This is a genomic window from Lactobacillus amylolyticus (assembly GCF_003999355.1).
In the GTDB taxonomy this organism is placed as follows: domain Bacteria; phylum Bacillota; class Bacilli; order Lactobacillales; family Lactobacillaceae; genus Lactobacillus; species Lactobacillus amylolyticus.
The window spans coordinates 62,556-79,967 of sequence record NZ_CP031835.1 but is presented as its reverse complement, the minus strand read 5'-3'; the positions used below and the strand labels follow the sequence as shown (position 1 = coordinate 79,967).

Sequence of the window (17,412 nt, the reverse complement as noted above, 5' to 3'; positions counted from 1 at the left end):
CCACGCTCAAAACTAAATACATTCCAAGCTCCGACCTCTGAGCTTTGGTCAAGTTCTCGACTGATTAGTACTGGTCCGCTCCATTCTTCGCAGAACTTCCACTCCCAGCCTATCTACCTCATCGTCTCTGAGGTGTCTTACTGCTTTCGCATTGGAAATCTCATCTTGAGGGGGGCTTCGCACTTAGATGCTTTCAGCGCTTATCCCTTCCGCACATAGCTACCCAGCGATGCCTTTGGCAAGACAACTGGTACACCAGCGGTGCGTCCATCCCGGTCCTCTCGTACTAAGGACAGCTCCTCTCAAATTTCCTGCGCCCACGACGGATAGGGACCGAACTGTCTCACGACGTTCTGAACCCAGCTCGCGTGCCGCTTTAATGGGCGAACAGCCCAACCCTTGGGACCAACTTCAGCCCCAGGATGCGACGAGCCGACATCGAGGTGCCAAACCTCCCCGTCGATGTGAACTCTTGGGGGAGATAAGCCTGTTATCCCCAGGGTAGCTTTTATCCGTTGAGTGATGGCCCTTCCATACGGTACCACCAGATCACTAAGTCCGACTTTCGTCCCTGCTCGAGCTGTCTCTCTCGCAGTCAAGCTCCCTTATACCTTTACACTCTGCGAATGATTTCCAACCATTCTGAGGGAACCTTTGAGCGCCTCCGTTACACTTTAGGAGGCGACCGCCCCAGTCAAACTGCCTACCTGACACTGTCCCTGGCCCGGCTTACGGGCCTAGGTTAGAGCATCCATCAAACAAGGGTAGTATCCCAACATCGCCTCCAGTAAGACTAGCGTCCTACCTTCTCTGGCTCCTACCTATCCTGTACATGTTTAACAGATACTCAATATCAAGCTACAGTGAAGCTCCATGGGGTCTTTCCGTCCTGTCGCGGGTAACCCGCATCTTCACGGGTATTATAATTTCACCGAGTCTCTCGTTGAGACAGTGCCCAAATCATTACACCTTTCGTGCAGGTCGGAACTTACCCGACAAGGAATTTCGCTACCTTAGGACCGTTATAGTTACGGCCGCCGTTTACTGGGGCTTAAATTCGTACCTTCGCCGAAGCTAAGCACTCCTCTTAACCTTCCAGCACCGGGCAGGTGTCAGCCCCTATACGTCGTCTTACGACTTTGCAGAGACCTGTGTTTTTGATAAACAGTTGTTTGGGCCTATTCTCTGCGGCTGATCTCTCGATCAGCACCCCTTCTCCCGAAGTTACGGGGTCATTTTGCCGAGTTCCTTAACGAGAGTTCTCTCGCTCACCTTAGTGTTCTCCACTTGACTACCTGTGTCGGTTTGCGGTACGGGTACGTTCTCTCTGGCTAGAAGCTTTTCTTGGCAGTGTGACTCTTGCACCTTCGCTACTTTAACTTCGCTCCTCCTCACGACTTGCCCTTAGAAGCAAGCATTTTACTCGCTCCCAGGCTTATCGCTTGAACATGGCATTCCAGCGCCATGCGTGCTTCGCCTCCTGCGTCCCTCCTTCGCTCTTAACGATTAAACGCAGTACAGGAATCTCTACCTGTTATCCATCGGTTACGCCTCTCGGCCTTGCCTTAGGTCCCGACTTACCCTGGGCGGACGAGCCTGCCCCAGGAAACCTTAGTCTTCCGGCGGATAGGATTCTTACCTATCTTTCGCTACTCATACCGGCATTCTCACTTCTAAGCGCTCCATCTGTCCTCTCGATCAGACTTCTCCGCTCTTAGAACGCTCTCCTACCACGTGCTCTTTAAAACACGTCCACAGTTTCGGTACTATGCTTAGCCCCGGTAAATTTTCGGCGCAGAGCCACTCGACTAGTGAGCTATTACGCACTCTTTGAATGATGGCTGCTTCTGAGCCAACGTCCTAGTTGTCTACGCAACTCCACATCCTTTTCCACTTAGCATAGATTTGGGGACCTTAACTGGTGATCTGGGCTGTTTCCCTTTCGACTACGGATCTTATCACTCGCAGTCTGACTCCCGTGTATGGATATCTGGAATTCGCAGTTTATCTGGATTTAGTAACCCCTGACGGGCCCCTTGTCCAAACAGAGCTCTACCTCCATTATCCTCTCCACGAGGCTAGCCCTAAAGCTATTTCGGAGAGAACCAGCTATCTCCAAGTTCGTTTGGAATTTCACCGCTACCCACAACTCATCCCCGCAATTTTTAACTTACGTGGGTTCGGTCCTCCAGTGCGTTTTACCGCACCTTCAACCTGGTCATGGGTAGGTCACTTGGTTTCGGGTCTACACCGCACAACTTCTCGCCCTCTTCAGACTCGCTTTCGCTCCGGCTCCGTCTTTTCTGACTTAACCTCGCTGCACAGCATAACTCGCCGGTTCATTCTACAAAAGGCACGCCATTACACTTTAATGTGCTCTGACTACTTGTAGGCACACGGTTTCAGGTTCTCTTTCACTCCCCTTCCGGGGTTCTTTTCACCTTTCCCTCACGGTACTGGTTCACTATCGGTCACTAGCTAGTATTTAGCCTTGCGAGATGGTCCTCGCGGATTCAAACGGAATTCCTCGTGTTCCGCCCTACTCAGGATCCTGCCGGCGCTCGCTGGATTTCGCTTACGGGGCTCTCACCCTCTCTGGCCTACCTTCCCAGGTAGTTCTGCTATCCTTTGAGCTGCCTTGCGCAGTCCTACAACCCCCGCTGATAAATCAACGGGTTTAGGCTCTTTCCTCTTCGCTCGCCGCTACTAAGGAAATCGATTTTTCTTTCTCTTCCTGCAGCTACTTAGATGTTTCAGTTCGCTGCGTCTTCCCTTACATGCCTTAACAGCATGCAATGATGCATCTCCTGCACCGGGTTCCCCCATTCGGACATCTCCGGATCTTAGCTTACTTACAGCTCCCCGAAGCTTTTCGCAGTTCGTTACGTCCTTCATCGGCTTCTAGTGCCTAGGCATTCACCGTGCGCCCTTTTCTACTTGACCTTACTCAAGAATCTCTCTTCTCGGTCGCTCTTCAATCTCTTCTTTGATTGTCTCGGTTTTTGCTTGGATTGTATTCAGTTTTCAATGTGCTAACTCTGGACCTCTCGGTCCAATGGAGGCTAACGGGTTCGAACCGATGACCTCCTGCGTGCAAAGCAGGTGCTCTCCCAACTGAGCTAAGCCCCCAAGTATTATTTTTTATAGGCAGACATAACAATAACTCTTATTTTTCGTTATGTCAATGGGCCTAAATGGACTTGAACCATCGACCTCACGCTTATCAGGCGTGCGCTCTAAACCAGCTGAGCTATAGGCCCGACTAACGCTTGGCGTTTATTCAAATCTTTGAGGTAATACCCTCAAAACTAAACAAAGTTTCTCAGTGTGCTTCCGCTTGCTTTGGATACTTCTCTTAGTATTTCTACTCTCCATATCCGCTGCTTCCTTAGAAAGGAGGTGATCCAGCCGCAGGTTCTCCTACGGCTACCTTGTTACGACTTCACCCCAGTCATCTGCCCTGCCTTAGACGGCTCCTTCCCGAAGGTTAGGCCACCGGCTTCGGGCATTGCAGACTCCCATGGTGTGACGGGCGGTGTGTACAAGGCCCGGGAACGTATTCACCGCGGCGTGCTGATCCGCGATTACTAGCGATTCCAGCTTCGTGCAGTCGAGTTGCAGACTGCAGTCCGAACTGAGAACAGCTTTCAGAGATTCGCTTGCCTTCGCAGGCTTGCTTCTCGTTGTACTGCCCATTGTAGCACGTGTGTAGCCCAGGTCATAAGGGGCATGATGACTTGACGTCGTCCCCACCTTCCTCCGGTTTGTCACCGGCAGTCTCATTAGAGTGCCCAACTTAATGCTGGCAACTAATGACAAGGGTTGCGCTCGTTGCGGGACTTAACCCAACATCTCACGACACGAGCTGACGACAGCCATGCACCACCTGTCTTAGCGTCCCCGAAGGGAACTCCGTATCTCTACGGATTGCGCTAGATGTCAAGACCTGGTAAGGTTCTTCGCGTTGCTTCGAATTAAACCACATGCTCCACCGCTTGTGCGGGCCCCCGTCAATTCCTTTGAGTTTCAACCTTGCGGTCGTACTCCCCAGGCGGAGTGCTTAATGCGTTAGCTGCAGCACTGAGAGGCGGAAACCTCCCAACACTTAGCACTCATCGTTTACGGCATGGACTACCAGGGTATCTAATCCTGTTCGCTACCCATGCTTTCGAGCCTCAGCGTCAGTTACAGACCAGAGAGCCGCCTTCGCCACTGGTGTTCCTCCATATATCTACGCATTCCACCGCTACACATGGAGTTCCACTCTCCTCTTCTGCACTCAAGAAAAACAGTTTCCGATGCAATTCCCCGGTTAAGCCGAGGGCTTTCACATCAGACTTATTTCTCCGCCTGCGCTCGCTTTACGCCCAATAAATCCGGACAACGCTTGCCACCTACGTATTACCGCGGCTGCTGGCACGTAGTTAGCCGTGACTTTCTGGTTGATTACCGTCAAATAAAGGCCAGTTACTACCTCTATCCTTCTTCACCAACAACAGAGCTTTACGATCCGAAAACCTTCTTCACTCACGCGGCGTTGCTCCATCAGGCTTTCGCCCATTGTGGAAGATTCCCTACTGCTGCCTCCCGTAGGAGTTTGGGCCGTGTCTCAGTCCCAATGTGGCCGATCAGTCTCTCAACTCGGCTATGCATCGTTGCCTTGGTAAGCCGTTACCTTACCAACTAGCTAATGCACCGCGGGTCCATCCTTTAGCGACAGCTTGCGCCGCCTTTCAAGCAAGTGCCATGCAGCACTTGTTGTTATCCGGTATTAGCACCTGTTTCCAAGTGGTATCCCAGACTTAAGGGCAGGTTACCCACGTGTTACTCACCCATCCGCCGCTCGCTTCCGAAACGTCACTACCGAAGTAGATCTGTTAGTTCTGCTCGCTCGACTTGCATGTATTAGGCACGCCGCCAGCGTTCGTCCTGAGCCAGGATCAAACTCTCATTTTTTAAATAATCGTTTTTAAGATCTTTGTCTCAAAATTTATTGCTTGCGAATTGACTTCGCTTTTTGTTTGGGTTTTTACACCCGCACACTTTTAGCGAAACTTTGTTCAGTTTTCAAAGTACTACCTCGTTGCCTTCATGACAACGCATTTAATAATACTCGCTACTTGATTTTTTGTCAAGCGTTTTTTTATTTTGTTTTTGTCGTTATCTCCTGACGACAGTTAGATATATTACCCTCTTTATCTGTCTTAGTCAAATTTCCTTATTTGTTCGCTTAAGACATGATACACACGGTTAAGTTGTTATTTTCAAAAAATATTTTTATTGCTATTTTCTTTTGCTTCACATATTAATTAATATATATTCACTATAATGTTCGCATTTTATCCTTTTTTATCAAATAATTTCAAAAAATAATTTCAAAAAAATATTTTCAAATAAATCCAATTATTTATATTTCTCCTATAATGCTTATTCATTTACTTAATTATCAAAAGCAAAAGATCTAAACTAAAATTCTTTCGTTTAATAATATTTTGGGTACGTCATGATAGGTAGAATGCTAAATGACTTTCTTTTGAAATTTATATTTCGCGATAATTTGTTCAGCATCTTTATGCAGTTCTTATTTTGTTTTAAATTATCATAAAAAACTTTTTTATTTAGGTTAAAGATGCTTTTATCATTTTATAAATAAGCTTTTCAATGATTTATTTACTGTAAAAAACAAAAACATACCAATCTAATTTTGCATTATGAATCAATCGACGGATTTAATCTTGCGCTTTTATTTAAATTAAAAGCAAAAACCTCTCTCTTCCAAACGTTTTAGATCATAAGTAAAACGGAGTTGATCATTTTAAATCTCTTCATAGTCTATAGGTACCAGAAAAATAATAATGGCGTTAATGTTAGTAGCCATTCATTGATGTCTTTGATGTTATGATCGAATTAAAAAGTTAAAACCAATTATTGTTTCAATCTACACATTGATACACGAGTTAATTCGCACCAACATTAAAGAAAATAAATAGACTAAACCATTAATATGACTTAGCTTTACCTAGTAAAAAAAGAGCACAAAAAAGAGACGCTCTCGCGTCCCTCTTCCCTTCTTATTCCGCTTAGCTCCGGCTGTCAGACTCGAACTGACGACATCTTGATTAACAGTCAAGCGCTCTACCAACTGAGCTAAGCCGGAATATTAAAAAAGAGCACGGCAGCTGCCTACCCTCGCAGGCAGTTTCCCACCAACTACTCTCGGCGTTAAGAAGCTTAACTTCTGTGTTCGGCATGGGAACAGGTGTATCCTTCTTGCTATCGCCACCGTACTCTTTCTTGAGCTTCCACGCTCAAAACTAAATACATTCCAAGCTCCGACCTCTGAGCTTTGGTCAAGTTCTCGACTGATTAGTACTGGTCCGCTCCATTCTTCGCAGAACTTCCACTCCCAGCCTATCTACCTCATCGTCTCTGAGGTGTCTTACTGCTTTCGCATTGGAAATCTCATCTTGAGGGGGGCTTCGCACTTAGATGCTTTCAGCGCTTATCCCTTCCGCACATAGCTACCCAGCGATGCCTTTGGCAAGACAACTGGTACACCAGCGGTGCGTCCATCCCGGTCCTCTCGTACTAAGGACAGCTCCTCTCAAATTTCCTGCGCCCACGACGGATAGGGACCGAACTGTCTCACGACGTTCTGAACCCAGCTCGCGTGCCGCTTTAATGGGCGAACAGCCCAACCCTTGGGACCAACTTCAGCCCCAGGATGCGACGAGCCGACATCGAGGTGCCAAACCTCCCCGTCGATGTGAACTCTTGGGGGAGATAAGCCTGTTATCCCCAGGGTAGCTTTTATCCGTTGAGTGATGGCCCTTCCATACGGTACCACCAGATCACTAAGTCCGACTTTCGTCCCTGCTCGAGCTGTCTCTCTCGCAGTCAAGCTCCCTTATACCTTTACACTCTGCGAATGATTTCCAACCATTCTGAGGGAACCTTTGAGCGCCTCCGTTACACTTTAGGAGGCGACCGCCCCAGTCAAACTGCCTACCTGACACTGTCCCTGGCCCGGCTTACGGGCCTAGGTTAGAGCATCCATCAAACAAGGGTAGTATCCCAACATCGCCTCCAGTAAGACTAGCGTCCTACCTTCTCTGGCTCCTACCTATCCTGTACATGTTTAACAGATACTCAATATCAAGCTACAGTGAAGCTCCATGGGGTCTTTCCGTCCTGTCGCGGGTAACCCGCATCTTCACGGGTATTATAATTTCACCGAGTCTCTCGTTGAGACAGTGCCCAAATCATTACACCTTTCGTGCAGGTCGGAACTTACCCGACAAGGAATTTCGCTACCTTAGGACCGTTATAGTTACGGCCGCCGTTTACTGGGGCTTAAATTCGTACCTTCGCCGAAGCTAAGCACTCCTCTTAACCTTCCAGCACCGGGCAGGTGTCAGCCCCTATACGTCGTCTTACGACTTTGCAGAGACCTGTGTTTTTGATAAACAGTTGTTTGGGCCTATTCTCTGCGGCTGATCTCTCGATCAGCACCCCTTCTCCCGAAGTTACGGGGTCATTTTGCCGAGTTCCTTAACGAGAGTTCTCTCGCTCACCTTAGTGTTCTCCACTTGACTACCTGTGTCGGTTTGCGGTACGGGTACGTTCTCTCTGGCTAGAAGCTTTTCTTGGCAGTGTGACTCTTGCACCTTCGCTACTTTAACTTCGCTCCTCCTCACGACTTGCCCTTAGAAGCAAGCATTTTACTCGCTCCCAGGCTTATCGCTTGAACATGGCATTCCAGCGCCATGCGTGCTTCGCCTCCTGCGTCCCTCCTTCGCTCTTAACGATTAAACGCAGTACAGGAATCTCTACCTGTTATCCATCGGTTACGCCTCTCGGCCTTGCCTTAGGTCCCGACTTACCCTGGGCGGACGAGCCTGCCCCAGGAAACCTTAGTCTTCCGGCGGATAGGATTCTTACCTATCTTTCGCTACTCATACCGGCATTCTCACTTCTAAGCGCTCCATCTGTCCTCTCGATCAGACTTCTCCGCTCTTAGAACGCTCTCCTACCACGTGCTCTTTAAAACACGTCCACAGTTTCGGTACTATGCTTAGCCCCGGTAAATTTTCGGCGCAGAGCCACTCGACTAGTGAGCTATTACGCACTCTTTGAATGATGGCTGCTTCTGAGCCAACGTCCTAGTTGTCTACGCAACTCCACATCCTTTTCCACTTAGCATAGATTTGGGGACCTTAACTGGTGATCTGGGCTGTTTCCCTTTCGACTACGGATCTTATCACTCGCAGTCTGACTCCCGTGTATGGATATCTGGAATTCGCAGTTTATCTGGATTTAGTAACCCCTGACGGGCCCCTTGTCCAAACAGAGCTCTACCTCCATTATCCTCTCCACGAGGCTAGCCCTAAAGCTATTTCGGAGAGAACCAGCTATCTCCAAGTTCGTTTGGAATTTCACCGCTACCCACAACTCATCCCCGCAATTTTTAACTTACGTGGGTTCGGTCCTCCAGTGCGTTTTACCGCACCTTCAACCTGGTCATGGGTAGGTCACTTGGTTTCGGGTCTACACCGCACAACTTCTCGCCCTCTTCAGACTCGCTTTCGCTCCGGCTCCGTCTTTTCTGACTTAACCTCGCTGCACAGCATAACTCGCCGGTTCATTCTACAAAAGGCACGCCATTACACTTTAATGTGCTCTGACTACTTGTAGGCACACGGTTTCAGGTTCTCTTTCACTCCCCTTCCGGGGTTCTTTTCACCTTTCCCTCACGGTACTGGTTCACTATCGGTCACTAGCTAGTATTTAGCCTTGCGAGATGGTCCTCGCGGATTCAAACGGAATTCCTCGTGTTCCGCCCTACTCAGGATCCTGCCGGCGCTCGCTGGATTTCGCTTACGGGGCTCTCACCCTCTCTGGCCTACCTTCCCAGGTAGTTCTGCTATCCTTTGAGCTGCCTTGCGCAGTCCTACAACCCCCGCTGATAAATCAACGGGTTTAGGCTCTTTCCTCTTCGCTCGCCGCTACTAAGGAAATCGATTTTTCTTTCTCTTCCTGCAGCTACTTAGATGTTTCAGTTCGCTGCGTCTTCCCTTACATGCCTTAACAGCATGCAATGATGCATCTCCTGCACCGGGTTCCCCCATTCGGACATCTCCGGATCTTAGCTTACTTACAGCTCCCCGAAGCTTTTCGCAGTTCGTTACGTCCTTCATCGGCTTCTAGTGCCTAGGCATTCACCGTGCGCCCTTTTCTACTTGACCTTACTCAAGAATCTCTCTTCTCGGTCGCTCTTCAATCTCTTCTTTGATTGTCTCGGTTTTTGCTTGGATTGTATTCAGTTTTCAATGTGCTAACTCTGGACCTCTCGGTCCAATGGAGGCTAACGGGTTCGAACCGATGACCTCCTGCGTGCAAAGCAGGTGCTCTCCCAACTGAGCTAAGCCCCCAAGTATTATTTTTTATAGGCAGACATAACAATAACTCTTATTTTTCGTTATGTCAATGGGCCTAAATGGACTTGAACCATCGACCTCACGCTTATCAGGCGTGCGCTCTAAACCAGCTGAGCTATAGGCCCGACTAACGCTTGGCGTTTATTCAAATCTTTGAGGTAATACCCTCAAAACTAAACAAAGTTTCTCAGTGTGCTTCCGCTTGCTTTGGATACTTCTCTTAGTATTTCTACTCTCCATATCCGCTGCTTCCTTAGAAAGGAGGTGATCCAGCCGCAGGTTCTCCTACGGCTACCTTGTTACGACTTCACCCCAGTCATCTGCCCTGCCTTAGACGGCTCCTTCCCGAAGGTTAGGCCACCGGCTTCGGGCATTGCAGACTCCCATGGTGTGACGGGCGGTGTGTACAAGGCCCGGGAACGTATTCACCGCGGCGTGCTGATCCGCGATTACTAGCGATTCCAGCTTCGTGCAGTCGAGTTGCAGACTGCAGTCCGAACTGAGAACAGCTTTCAGAGATTCGCTTGCCTTCGCAGGCTTGCTTCTCGTTGTACTGCCCATTGTAGCACGTGTGTAGCCCAGGTCATAAGGGGCATGATGACTTGACGTCGTCCCCACCTTCCTCCGGTTTGTCACCGGCAGTCTCATTAGAGTGCCCAACTTAATGCTGGCAACTAATGACAAGGGTTGCGCTCGTTGCGGGACTTAACCCAACATCTCACGACACGAGCTGACGACAGCCATGCACCACCTGTCTTAGCGTCCCCGAAGGGAACTCCGTATCTCTACGGATTGCGCTAGATGTCAAGACCTGGTAAGGTTCTTCGCGTTGCTTCGAATTAAACCACATGCTCCACCGCTTGTGCGGGCCCCCGTCAATTCCTTTGAGTTTCAACCTTGCGGTCGTACTCCCCAGGCGGAGTGCTTAATGCGTTAGCTGCAGCACTGAGAGGCGGAAACCTCCCAACACTTAGCACTCATCGTTTACGGCATGGACTACCAGGGTATCTAATCCTGTTCGCTACCCATGCTTTCGAGCCTCAGCGTCAGTTACAGACCAGAGAGCCGCCTTCGCCACTGGTGTTCCTCCATATATCTACGCATTCCACCGCTACACATGGAGTTCCACTCTCCTCTTCTGCACTCAAGAAAAACAGTTTCCGATGCAATTCCCCGGTTAAGCCGAGGGCTTTCACATCAGACTTATTTCTCCGCCTGCGCTCGCTTTACGCCCAATAAATCCGGACAACGCTTGCCACCTACGTATTACCGCGGCTGCTGGCACGTAGTTAGCCGTGACTTTCTGGTTGATTACCGTCAAATAAAGGCCAGTTACTACCTCTATCCTTCTTCACCAACAACAGAGCTTTACGATCCGAAAACCTTCTTCACTCACGCGGCGTTGCTCCATCAGGCTTTCGCCCATTGTGGAAGATTCCCTACTGCTGCCTCCCGTAGGAGTTTGGGCCGTGTCTCAGTCCCAATGTGGCCGATCAGTCTCTCAACTCGGCTATGCATCGTTGCCTTGGTAAGCCGTTACCTTACCAACTAGCTAATGCACCGCGGGTCCATCCTTTAGCGACAGCTTGCGCCGCCTTTCAAGCAAGTGCCATGCAGCACTTGTTGTTATCCGGTATTAGCACCTGTTTCCAAGTGGTATCCCAGACTTAAGGGCAGGTTACCCACGTGTTACTCACCCATCCGCCGCTCGCTTCCGAAACGTCACTACCGAAGTAGATCTGTTAGTTCTGCTCGCTCGACTTGCATGTATTAGGCACGCCGCCAGCGTTCGTCCTGAGCCAGGATCAAACTCTCATTTTTTAAATAATCGTTTTTAAGATCTTTGTCTCAAAATTTATTGCTTGCGAATTGACTTCGCTTTTTGTTTGGGTTTTTACACCCGCACACTTTTAGCGAAACTTTGTTCAGTTTTCAAAGTACTACCTCGTTGCCTTCATGACAACGCATTTAATAATACTCGCTACTTGATTTTTTGTCAAGCGTTTTTTTATTTTGTTTTTGTCGTTATCTCCTGACGACAGTTAGATATATTACCCTCTTTATCTGTCTTAGTCAATCATTTTATTAACTTTTTTAAATCAATATTCCATCGCAGTGATCTATCTCATGCTGAATTACTTCTGAGGTTAACCCGTCAAACTCTTGAGTTCGATTTTCAAAGTTCATGGTCTGAAAACTTACGCGGATTTTCTTGTACCTTTTCGTACTTCTTTCTCCGCTTAAAGATAAACATCCCTCTTTTGTGATATACCTTTCTTCTTTATCAATTATTCTGGGATTGATCATTACTATCGCCAATGGTCCAGCATAAAAGGCAATAATTCTCTTATCTTTACCAATCATATTTGCAGCCAAGCCTAAAGCCAAATTTCTTTTTGCAATTAATGTGTCACGCAAATCGATTGCTATGTTAAGATCTGCCTTGGTGGCCGGCTGAGATTTTCTTTGTAAAAACATTTGATCATGAATAATATTTTGGGCTGCCATAGTTTTTCCTTTCTATAAATTATTTTCATAAAAATTGAGGCATCTTGATGATTAATGAAGCTATAAAAAATTATTTTCTTTTAATGCACTTACTAATGAACAAAAAATTCTCATCGAAAAAATAATACATTTTATCAATAATCACATAGATGATGAAAGAACCGCAGTTTTTACTATTTATGGTGATGCTGGCACAGGCAAAAGTGTTGTTCTCTCTTCATTATTCTATCAAATTCAAAAAGAGAGCCGTATTCAATCTGGCAAATTAGCAAACACAAAGAATTACTTTTTAGTCAATCATCCAGAGATCTTAAAAGTTTACAAACAAATCGCAGGTTCAATTAAAGAACTTTATAAAAAAGACTACATGTGTCCCACTTCTTTCATTAATCAAATGGATAAGAAAAAAGAACATGCAGATATTGTAGTTATTGATGAGGCTCATCTTTTGTTATCCAAGCCGGATCACTATAATAATTTTTATTTTCAAAATCATCTGCAGGAAATAATTAATCGTGCCCGTGTAGTTATACTTGTTTTTGATCAATATCAAGTTTTGCGAATGAAAAGTCTATGGACTCTGCAACGCTTAGAAAAAATTACTCATCACTATCCTCATCAAGATTACTTTTTACGGCATCAATTTAGAATGACTGCTTCAGATGATCTAATCAAATGGTTTAATGATTTTACAACTGGCAAGCTAACTAAATTACCTACTGATGCGAGAAGAAATTATGACTTTCGTATTTATGATGATGCAGAAAAAATGCGTCAAGAAATAGTTAAGCGAAATGCAGAAGTTGGATTATTTCGTATTTTATCTACCTCTGGCTATCCCTCCATTTTAGATGGTGGCAAACACTATATAACACTATATAAAAGAAGGAAGTTTTAAAATGCCTTGGGATCAATACAACTACACAGCAACACCTTGGGCAGAAATCCCTGCTACGATCAACGAGGTTGGCTCGATCTATACATGTCAGGGATTCGATCTTAACTACGCCGGTATCATAATCGGGCCACCGATTAACCAAGTTCAAGGACAAAATCGTCTACAGGTTAACCTTGATAAAATGACAGATACTGAAATGTTTAAAAAGAGAACTGATTTAACAGATCCAGTAGAAATTGAACAATTAGAAAAGCAAATGGTAATGAATTCATTAAATGTTTTATTTAAGCGCGGCGTTCATGGCTGCTATTTATACGCTCATGATCCGTTGCTTCGGCATACCCTTTGCACGTTATTTGATCAAATCAATCATTAAGTATCATTAAAAATTAATCATTATAAAATATTTTCGTATTATTTAAGTTCTATAATGTAGTCAGGCCTTTCGATGACGAAAAACAATTTGAATAAAAATTTTTTAGCCTTAGCTACTGCAAGAGGAGGAAAAACAATTTGAATAAAAAATTTTTAGCCTTAGCTACTGCAATTGGATTAATCGGTCCAATAGCAGCCCCTGTTACTTATATTAAAGCTGCAAGCAATAATACTACTCAATCAGATCAAGCTGAGATGCGGCAATTTGTCCGCAATACTATGAATCAAAATCATGTTCGTGGCAGTGCGGTAATTATAAAAAATGGTGTCCCTCAGCAAATTAGTTTTGGATATGCCTGGTACGGTAAAAGAATTGGCAACGGAAATTCTAAAGTAGTCTATCCGGTATGCTCATTGCAAAAAGTCATAACGGCTGCAATGATCGTTCAATTAATTAATGAAAATTTGAAAACAAGCCAACGTTTTACTCAAAACACCAAAATTTCACGTTGGTATCCTAACATGACTAACGCTAACAAAATTACCGTTGGAAATTTGTTGACTCATACCTCTGGAATCAGAGCTACGGGAACTGAAATTTATCGTGGCAAAACTTATTCTGAAGCCAGTGCGATTCAATGGGCAGTAAACAACGTTAATTCTTCCCCAGAGGGTACTGTCGGTACTTATTACTACAACAATATAAATTATATTTTACTGGCTGGTATCATCCGAGCAGTCACAGGTAAATCTTATCAAGCTAATTTTAATCAACGAATAGTCAAAAAACTTGGTTTAACGAATACTTACCTATATCAGGATATTCCTTCAAACAAAACTGATTCGATTTCTTACTATTCAAATGGTGGAAAGAACTATACGAAGGCTGCCTATGTTAAAAAACAGCTTGCTTCTCAAATGCCAGGATCGGGAGACATGTTTTCAACTCCAATGGACTACTATAAAATTCAAGTTGGTTTAACTAATGGTCAAATTTTAAGCAGTTCGGATTTTCATTATTTAACTCATTTAACCAGTAAAAATGCAACTTCCAACTATTCTGGTGGAATCTATCTTAAAAACAATGATAATTTGAAAATGGCATATGGAAATATTGCTGGCAATCACTTTGGCAACTGGTTCCAGATGACTACTGATAATCAAAATGGTTTAATTATGTTTCTAAATCAAACCAATGACAATGAAGCATCTGTAAAAGCAGTCGGATATCAAATTTTGAATCATATTAAAGCCAATACTTTCACTAGTAAATAAAAAAGCGCTGCAGTTACGCAGTGCTTTTATTCTGTAAACAACAAATCATACATTGAGGCCGATAATGGCGTGGATAGAAGCAAGTTCATGCCAACCGCGGCCTTCTTTTTTGGCCCAATTTTTTCTTCTTTTACAGTATCTTTTTGAATTTTTGCCTGTCCCAAATAAAAGAATTCTTTGCCCGTTGCATCATTTTGCTTAACAAACAAATGAATTTTCATCTGACTATTGTGCAGTAATTTTTGTACTTCTGGAGAAGCGATATGGCGTGGACTACGTGTATACCAACGTAAACTGCAGCCGTCTGCTAATGAATTATTATAAATGGCATTACGCTTTTTATCTGAATCCTTCTTATAGGTAATAAAAATCGGCGTTTCTTTATTTTCCACTCGATAGCCATACATAGGAGCTGACACATCTTGAGGCCAATTCAAAAGACGACAGACATCTTCCCGATCATATTGCTTATATAAAGTAAACTGTTTATCAGATCGATACTTTTTACTCAAAAGCAAACCTGTCTTAATCGCATCTAAAAATAGCATTCGGAAGTCTTTATCCTGTAAAGCGTCCGTGAGTTTTAAAGAAAGACGATAATTTAAAAGATCGTGTTCAATTAGTGGATAATTACCGTATTCTGCCTTTTTTGTACTTTTCCCGGATTTTACATCAAAAAATGATAGAGTCAAAATATCATCAACTGAATGTAATAGTTCTGAAGTATGATAAGCTCCATTCCGATCTAATTCTGTACAATATTCTTCGTTAGAAATGCTAGTTTTCGTTAGTAGCAACTTCAGCAATAAGAGTTCATGCGGTCGTTTTCCATTCACTAATTCTTTGGTGATAAAAGCCAATACTTGAGACTCATACTTTGTTAATACAAGCTTCTCACCCATTTTTTGCAAAAAGTTGCCATAATGTTTTAATGAACGATTTTCTGCAAAAACAAGCGGTGAAACTGAACCGTAATGTGCGAAGTCCAATAACAGTGGCGGTCGTCCTATTTTCTGCTTTAATTCAGTATATGCCTGACGCAATTCTCGCAAACCATCAAGCTTTACTTTATCCAAGGATTGTAAAATCCTAGCAGCAGCAATCTGACTAAAGTTAATAGTTGATAGTCCAACAAAAGTAGGCAATTTTGTTTCTCTGCGTGCCAAATCGCGGCTACGACTCGTATCGCCATTTAACGCAATCGGAATTAAGTAGTTGTTTCGATAATTACCAATAAAATCTAAAACAGTTACAAATTCTTTTCCCGGATATTTTCGCAAACCACGGCCAAGCTGTTGAATAAAGACAATACTTGATTGAGTATTACGAAGCATGATAATTTGATTAAGTTCTGGAATATCTACACCTTCATTAAACAAGTCAACCGTAACAATATATTCTAAAGAACCTTCTTTTAGCTGTTTTACTGTTTTCTGTCTATCTGCTTCACTGTCTTCGTTAGTCAATGCAACGGCTGGATGACCTTTTTGGATAAATTTGACTGCAAGCTTTTTAGCTTCAATTTGACGACTGCAAAAAATCAAACCACAAGCTTTTGCACCACAATAGCCATAATAATTCATCTGTTTGAGAATATACTTCACCCGTTCATCTGCAATTAAATAGCGTAAATTCGTGGTCTCATCAATTACCTGACCATCCTGTTCATAGTCCTGAACGCCAACATAATGAAATGGAGTCAGCATTTTTTCTTCAAGAGCATCTTGCAAACGAATTTCATAGGCTAAATTATAATCAAAAATCTGATATACATTTTGCTTATCCATTCGTTCAGGAGTCGCAGTCATACCTAGCCAAAACTTTGGTTTAAAATAATGTAAAATTCGTTGATAGCTCGGTGAAGCTGAGCGATGAGCCTCATCGATTAAAATATAATCGAATTCTGCAGGATCAAATTGATTCAAAACGTTTTTTTGAGTCAAAGTTTGGACAGTTGCAAAAACATATTTACAATTTGATTCGTGCACATTTCCTGATAAAAGCCCGTAATCTGCCTTTTTGCCAGCAATAACCTTTCGAAAACTGGATAATGATTTTTGTGCAATTTGTCTGCGGTGAACAATATATAAAAATTTTTTAGGTGCAAAATCCTTCACAGCAAACGCTCCAAGATAGGTCTTTCCAGTACCAGTAGCAGAAACAACTAAACCTCTTTTCTGCCCCGCTGCAACCAATTCATTCAAATTTTGCAGAGCTTGCTTTTGCATTTTATTTGGAGATATTTCCTGGGTAATATTTTTCGCAGTAATTTTTTGAAAATTAGGTCTTTTCCACTGTCGCTGGTAATTCATTATCCAAGTTGAAGTCAAAGGCGCACTTTTTTGATCTAATTTTTGCAGTTGCCGACATATTTGTTTAGTTAAAGCTGCGTTCTCGGTAGAACTAACTTTTAAAGCCCATTCGCAGTTTGCCAGCAAAGCCGAGCGTGTAAAATTTACACTTCCAATTACAACTGTTTCATAATTTTCATGTTTAAACAGATATCCTTTTACATGAAAATTCGTTTGGTCAGCTATTTTTACCTTTAAATTTGGTATTTTTGTTAATTCTGCAAATACATTTGGTTCATTAAAGCCTAAATAATCACCCGTAATTAAGGTACCTGTTACATGCTTTTTAGCTAAATCTGCTAAAACAACTTTCAATGGGACCAACATGTCCTGAGTAATAAAAGCAACAGCCCAAGTAAAGCTTTGACAAGTCAGCAATTCACGTCTAAGGGTGAGCCAAATATTATCGTTTTTATCGTTTTCGAGCAATCGTGGGCCGTATAATTCATGTCCCGGGAAATGACTATCATATAAACCGTTCAAAATTGCATCTTTCAAAGCTTTATTCATTAAAACACCTCAATTGTAATTTTACTCAACTAAAAAAAGGGATCCAACTAATTGGATC

The 17,412-nt window shown here is 44.0% G+C and carries 3 protein-coding genes, 5 tRNA genes, 5 rRNA genes and 1 pseudogene; 2 read left to right on the top strand and 12 right to left on the bottom strand.

Annotated features, from left to right (window positions below; translation table 11 throughout):
- Positions 1–44: 44 nt before the first annotated feature.
- From D0Z64_RS00390 to D0Z64_RS00340, 11 genes are all read right to left on the bottom strand, one after another.
- Positions 45–2,943 (bottom strand): 23S ribosomal RNA (locus D0Z64_RS00390).
- A 113-nt stretch (positions 2,944–3,056) separates the two neighbouring features.
- Positions 3,057–3,129, bottom strand: a tRNA-Ala gene (locus D0Z64_RS00385).
- A gap of 56 nt (positions 3,130–3,185) precedes the next feature.
- Positions 3,186–3,260: transfer RNA gene (locus D0Z64_RS00380), tRNA-Ile, on the bottom strand.
- Positions 3,261–3,392: 132 nt separating this feature from the next.
- Positions 3,393–4,956, bottom strand: a 16S ribosomal RNA gene (locus D0Z64_RS00375).
- 1,128 nt (positions 4,957–6,084) lie between these two features.
- Positions 6,085–6,157: transfer RNA gene (locus D0Z64_RS00370), tRNA-Asn, on the bottom strand.
- 13 nt (positions 6,158–6,170) lie between these two features.
- Positions 6,171–6,287, bottom strand: a 5S ribosomal RNA gene (gene rrf, locus D0Z64_RS00365).
- Positions 6,288–6,346: 59 nt separating this feature from the next.
- Positions 6,347–9,245: ribosomal RNA gene (locus D0Z64_RS00360) — 23S ribosomal RNA — on the bottom strand.
- 113 nt (positions 9,246–9,358) lie between these two features.
- Positions 9,359–9,431: transfer RNA gene (locus D0Z64_RS00355), tRNA-Ala, on the bottom strand.
- Positions 9,432–9,487: 56 nt separating this feature from the next.
- Positions 9,488–9,562 (bottom strand) — tRNA-Ile (locus D0Z64_RS00350).
- 132 nt (positions 9,563–9,694) lie between these two features.
- Positions 9,695–11,258: ribosomal RNA gene (locus tag D0Z64_RS00345) — 16S ribosomal RNA — on the bottom strand.
- Together the 16S, 23S and 5S rRNA genes with 5 tRNA genes alongside form the textbook arrangement of a ribosomal RNA operon.
- A gap of 273 nt (positions 11,259–11,531) precedes the next feature.
- Entirely contained in the window at positions 11,532–11,945 is a 414-nt protein-coding gene (locus D0Z64_RS00340; RefSeq protein WP_080881004.1) for a peptide deformylase, read from the bottom strand.
- A 106-nt stretch (positions 11,946–12,051) separates the two neighbouring features.
- Between D0Z64_RS00340 and D0Z64_RS08705 the strand changes: the two are divergent.
- Positions 12,052–13,219, top strand: a pseudogene (locus tag D0Z64_RS08705) (DUF2075 domain-containing protein).
- A gap of 137 nt (positions 13,220–13,356) precedes the next feature.
- Complete coding sequence (locus D0Z64_RS00330; protein WP_080881003.1) at positions 13,357–14,493, top strand: serine hydrolase domain-containing protein; 1,137 nt, start codon at positions 13,357–13,359, stop codon at positions 14,491–14,493.
- A gap of 26 nt (positions 14,494–14,519) precedes the next feature.
- On the opposite strand, the gene D0Z64_RS00325 is transcribed toward D0Z64_RS00330, so the two are convergent.
- On the bottom strand, positions 14,520–17,354 hold the full coding sequence (locus D0Z64_RS00325) for a DUF3427 domain-containing protein (RefSeq protein ID WP_080881002.1): 2,835 nt from the start codon (positions 17,352–17,354) through the stop codon (positions 14,520–14,522).
- Between the last annotated feature and the right edge of the window lie 58 nt (positions 17,355–17,412).

Excerpts from the sequence above, each read along its gene's own strand:
- D0Z64_RS00340 (WP_080881004.1), bottom strand. The coding sequence starts at position 11,945 with ATGGCAGCCCAAAATATTATTCATGATCAAATGTTTTTACAAAGAAAA.
- D0Z64_RS00325 (WP_080881002.1), bottom strand. The coding sequence starts at position 17,354 with ATGAATAAAGCTTTGAAAGATGCAATTTTGAACGGTTTATATGATAGT.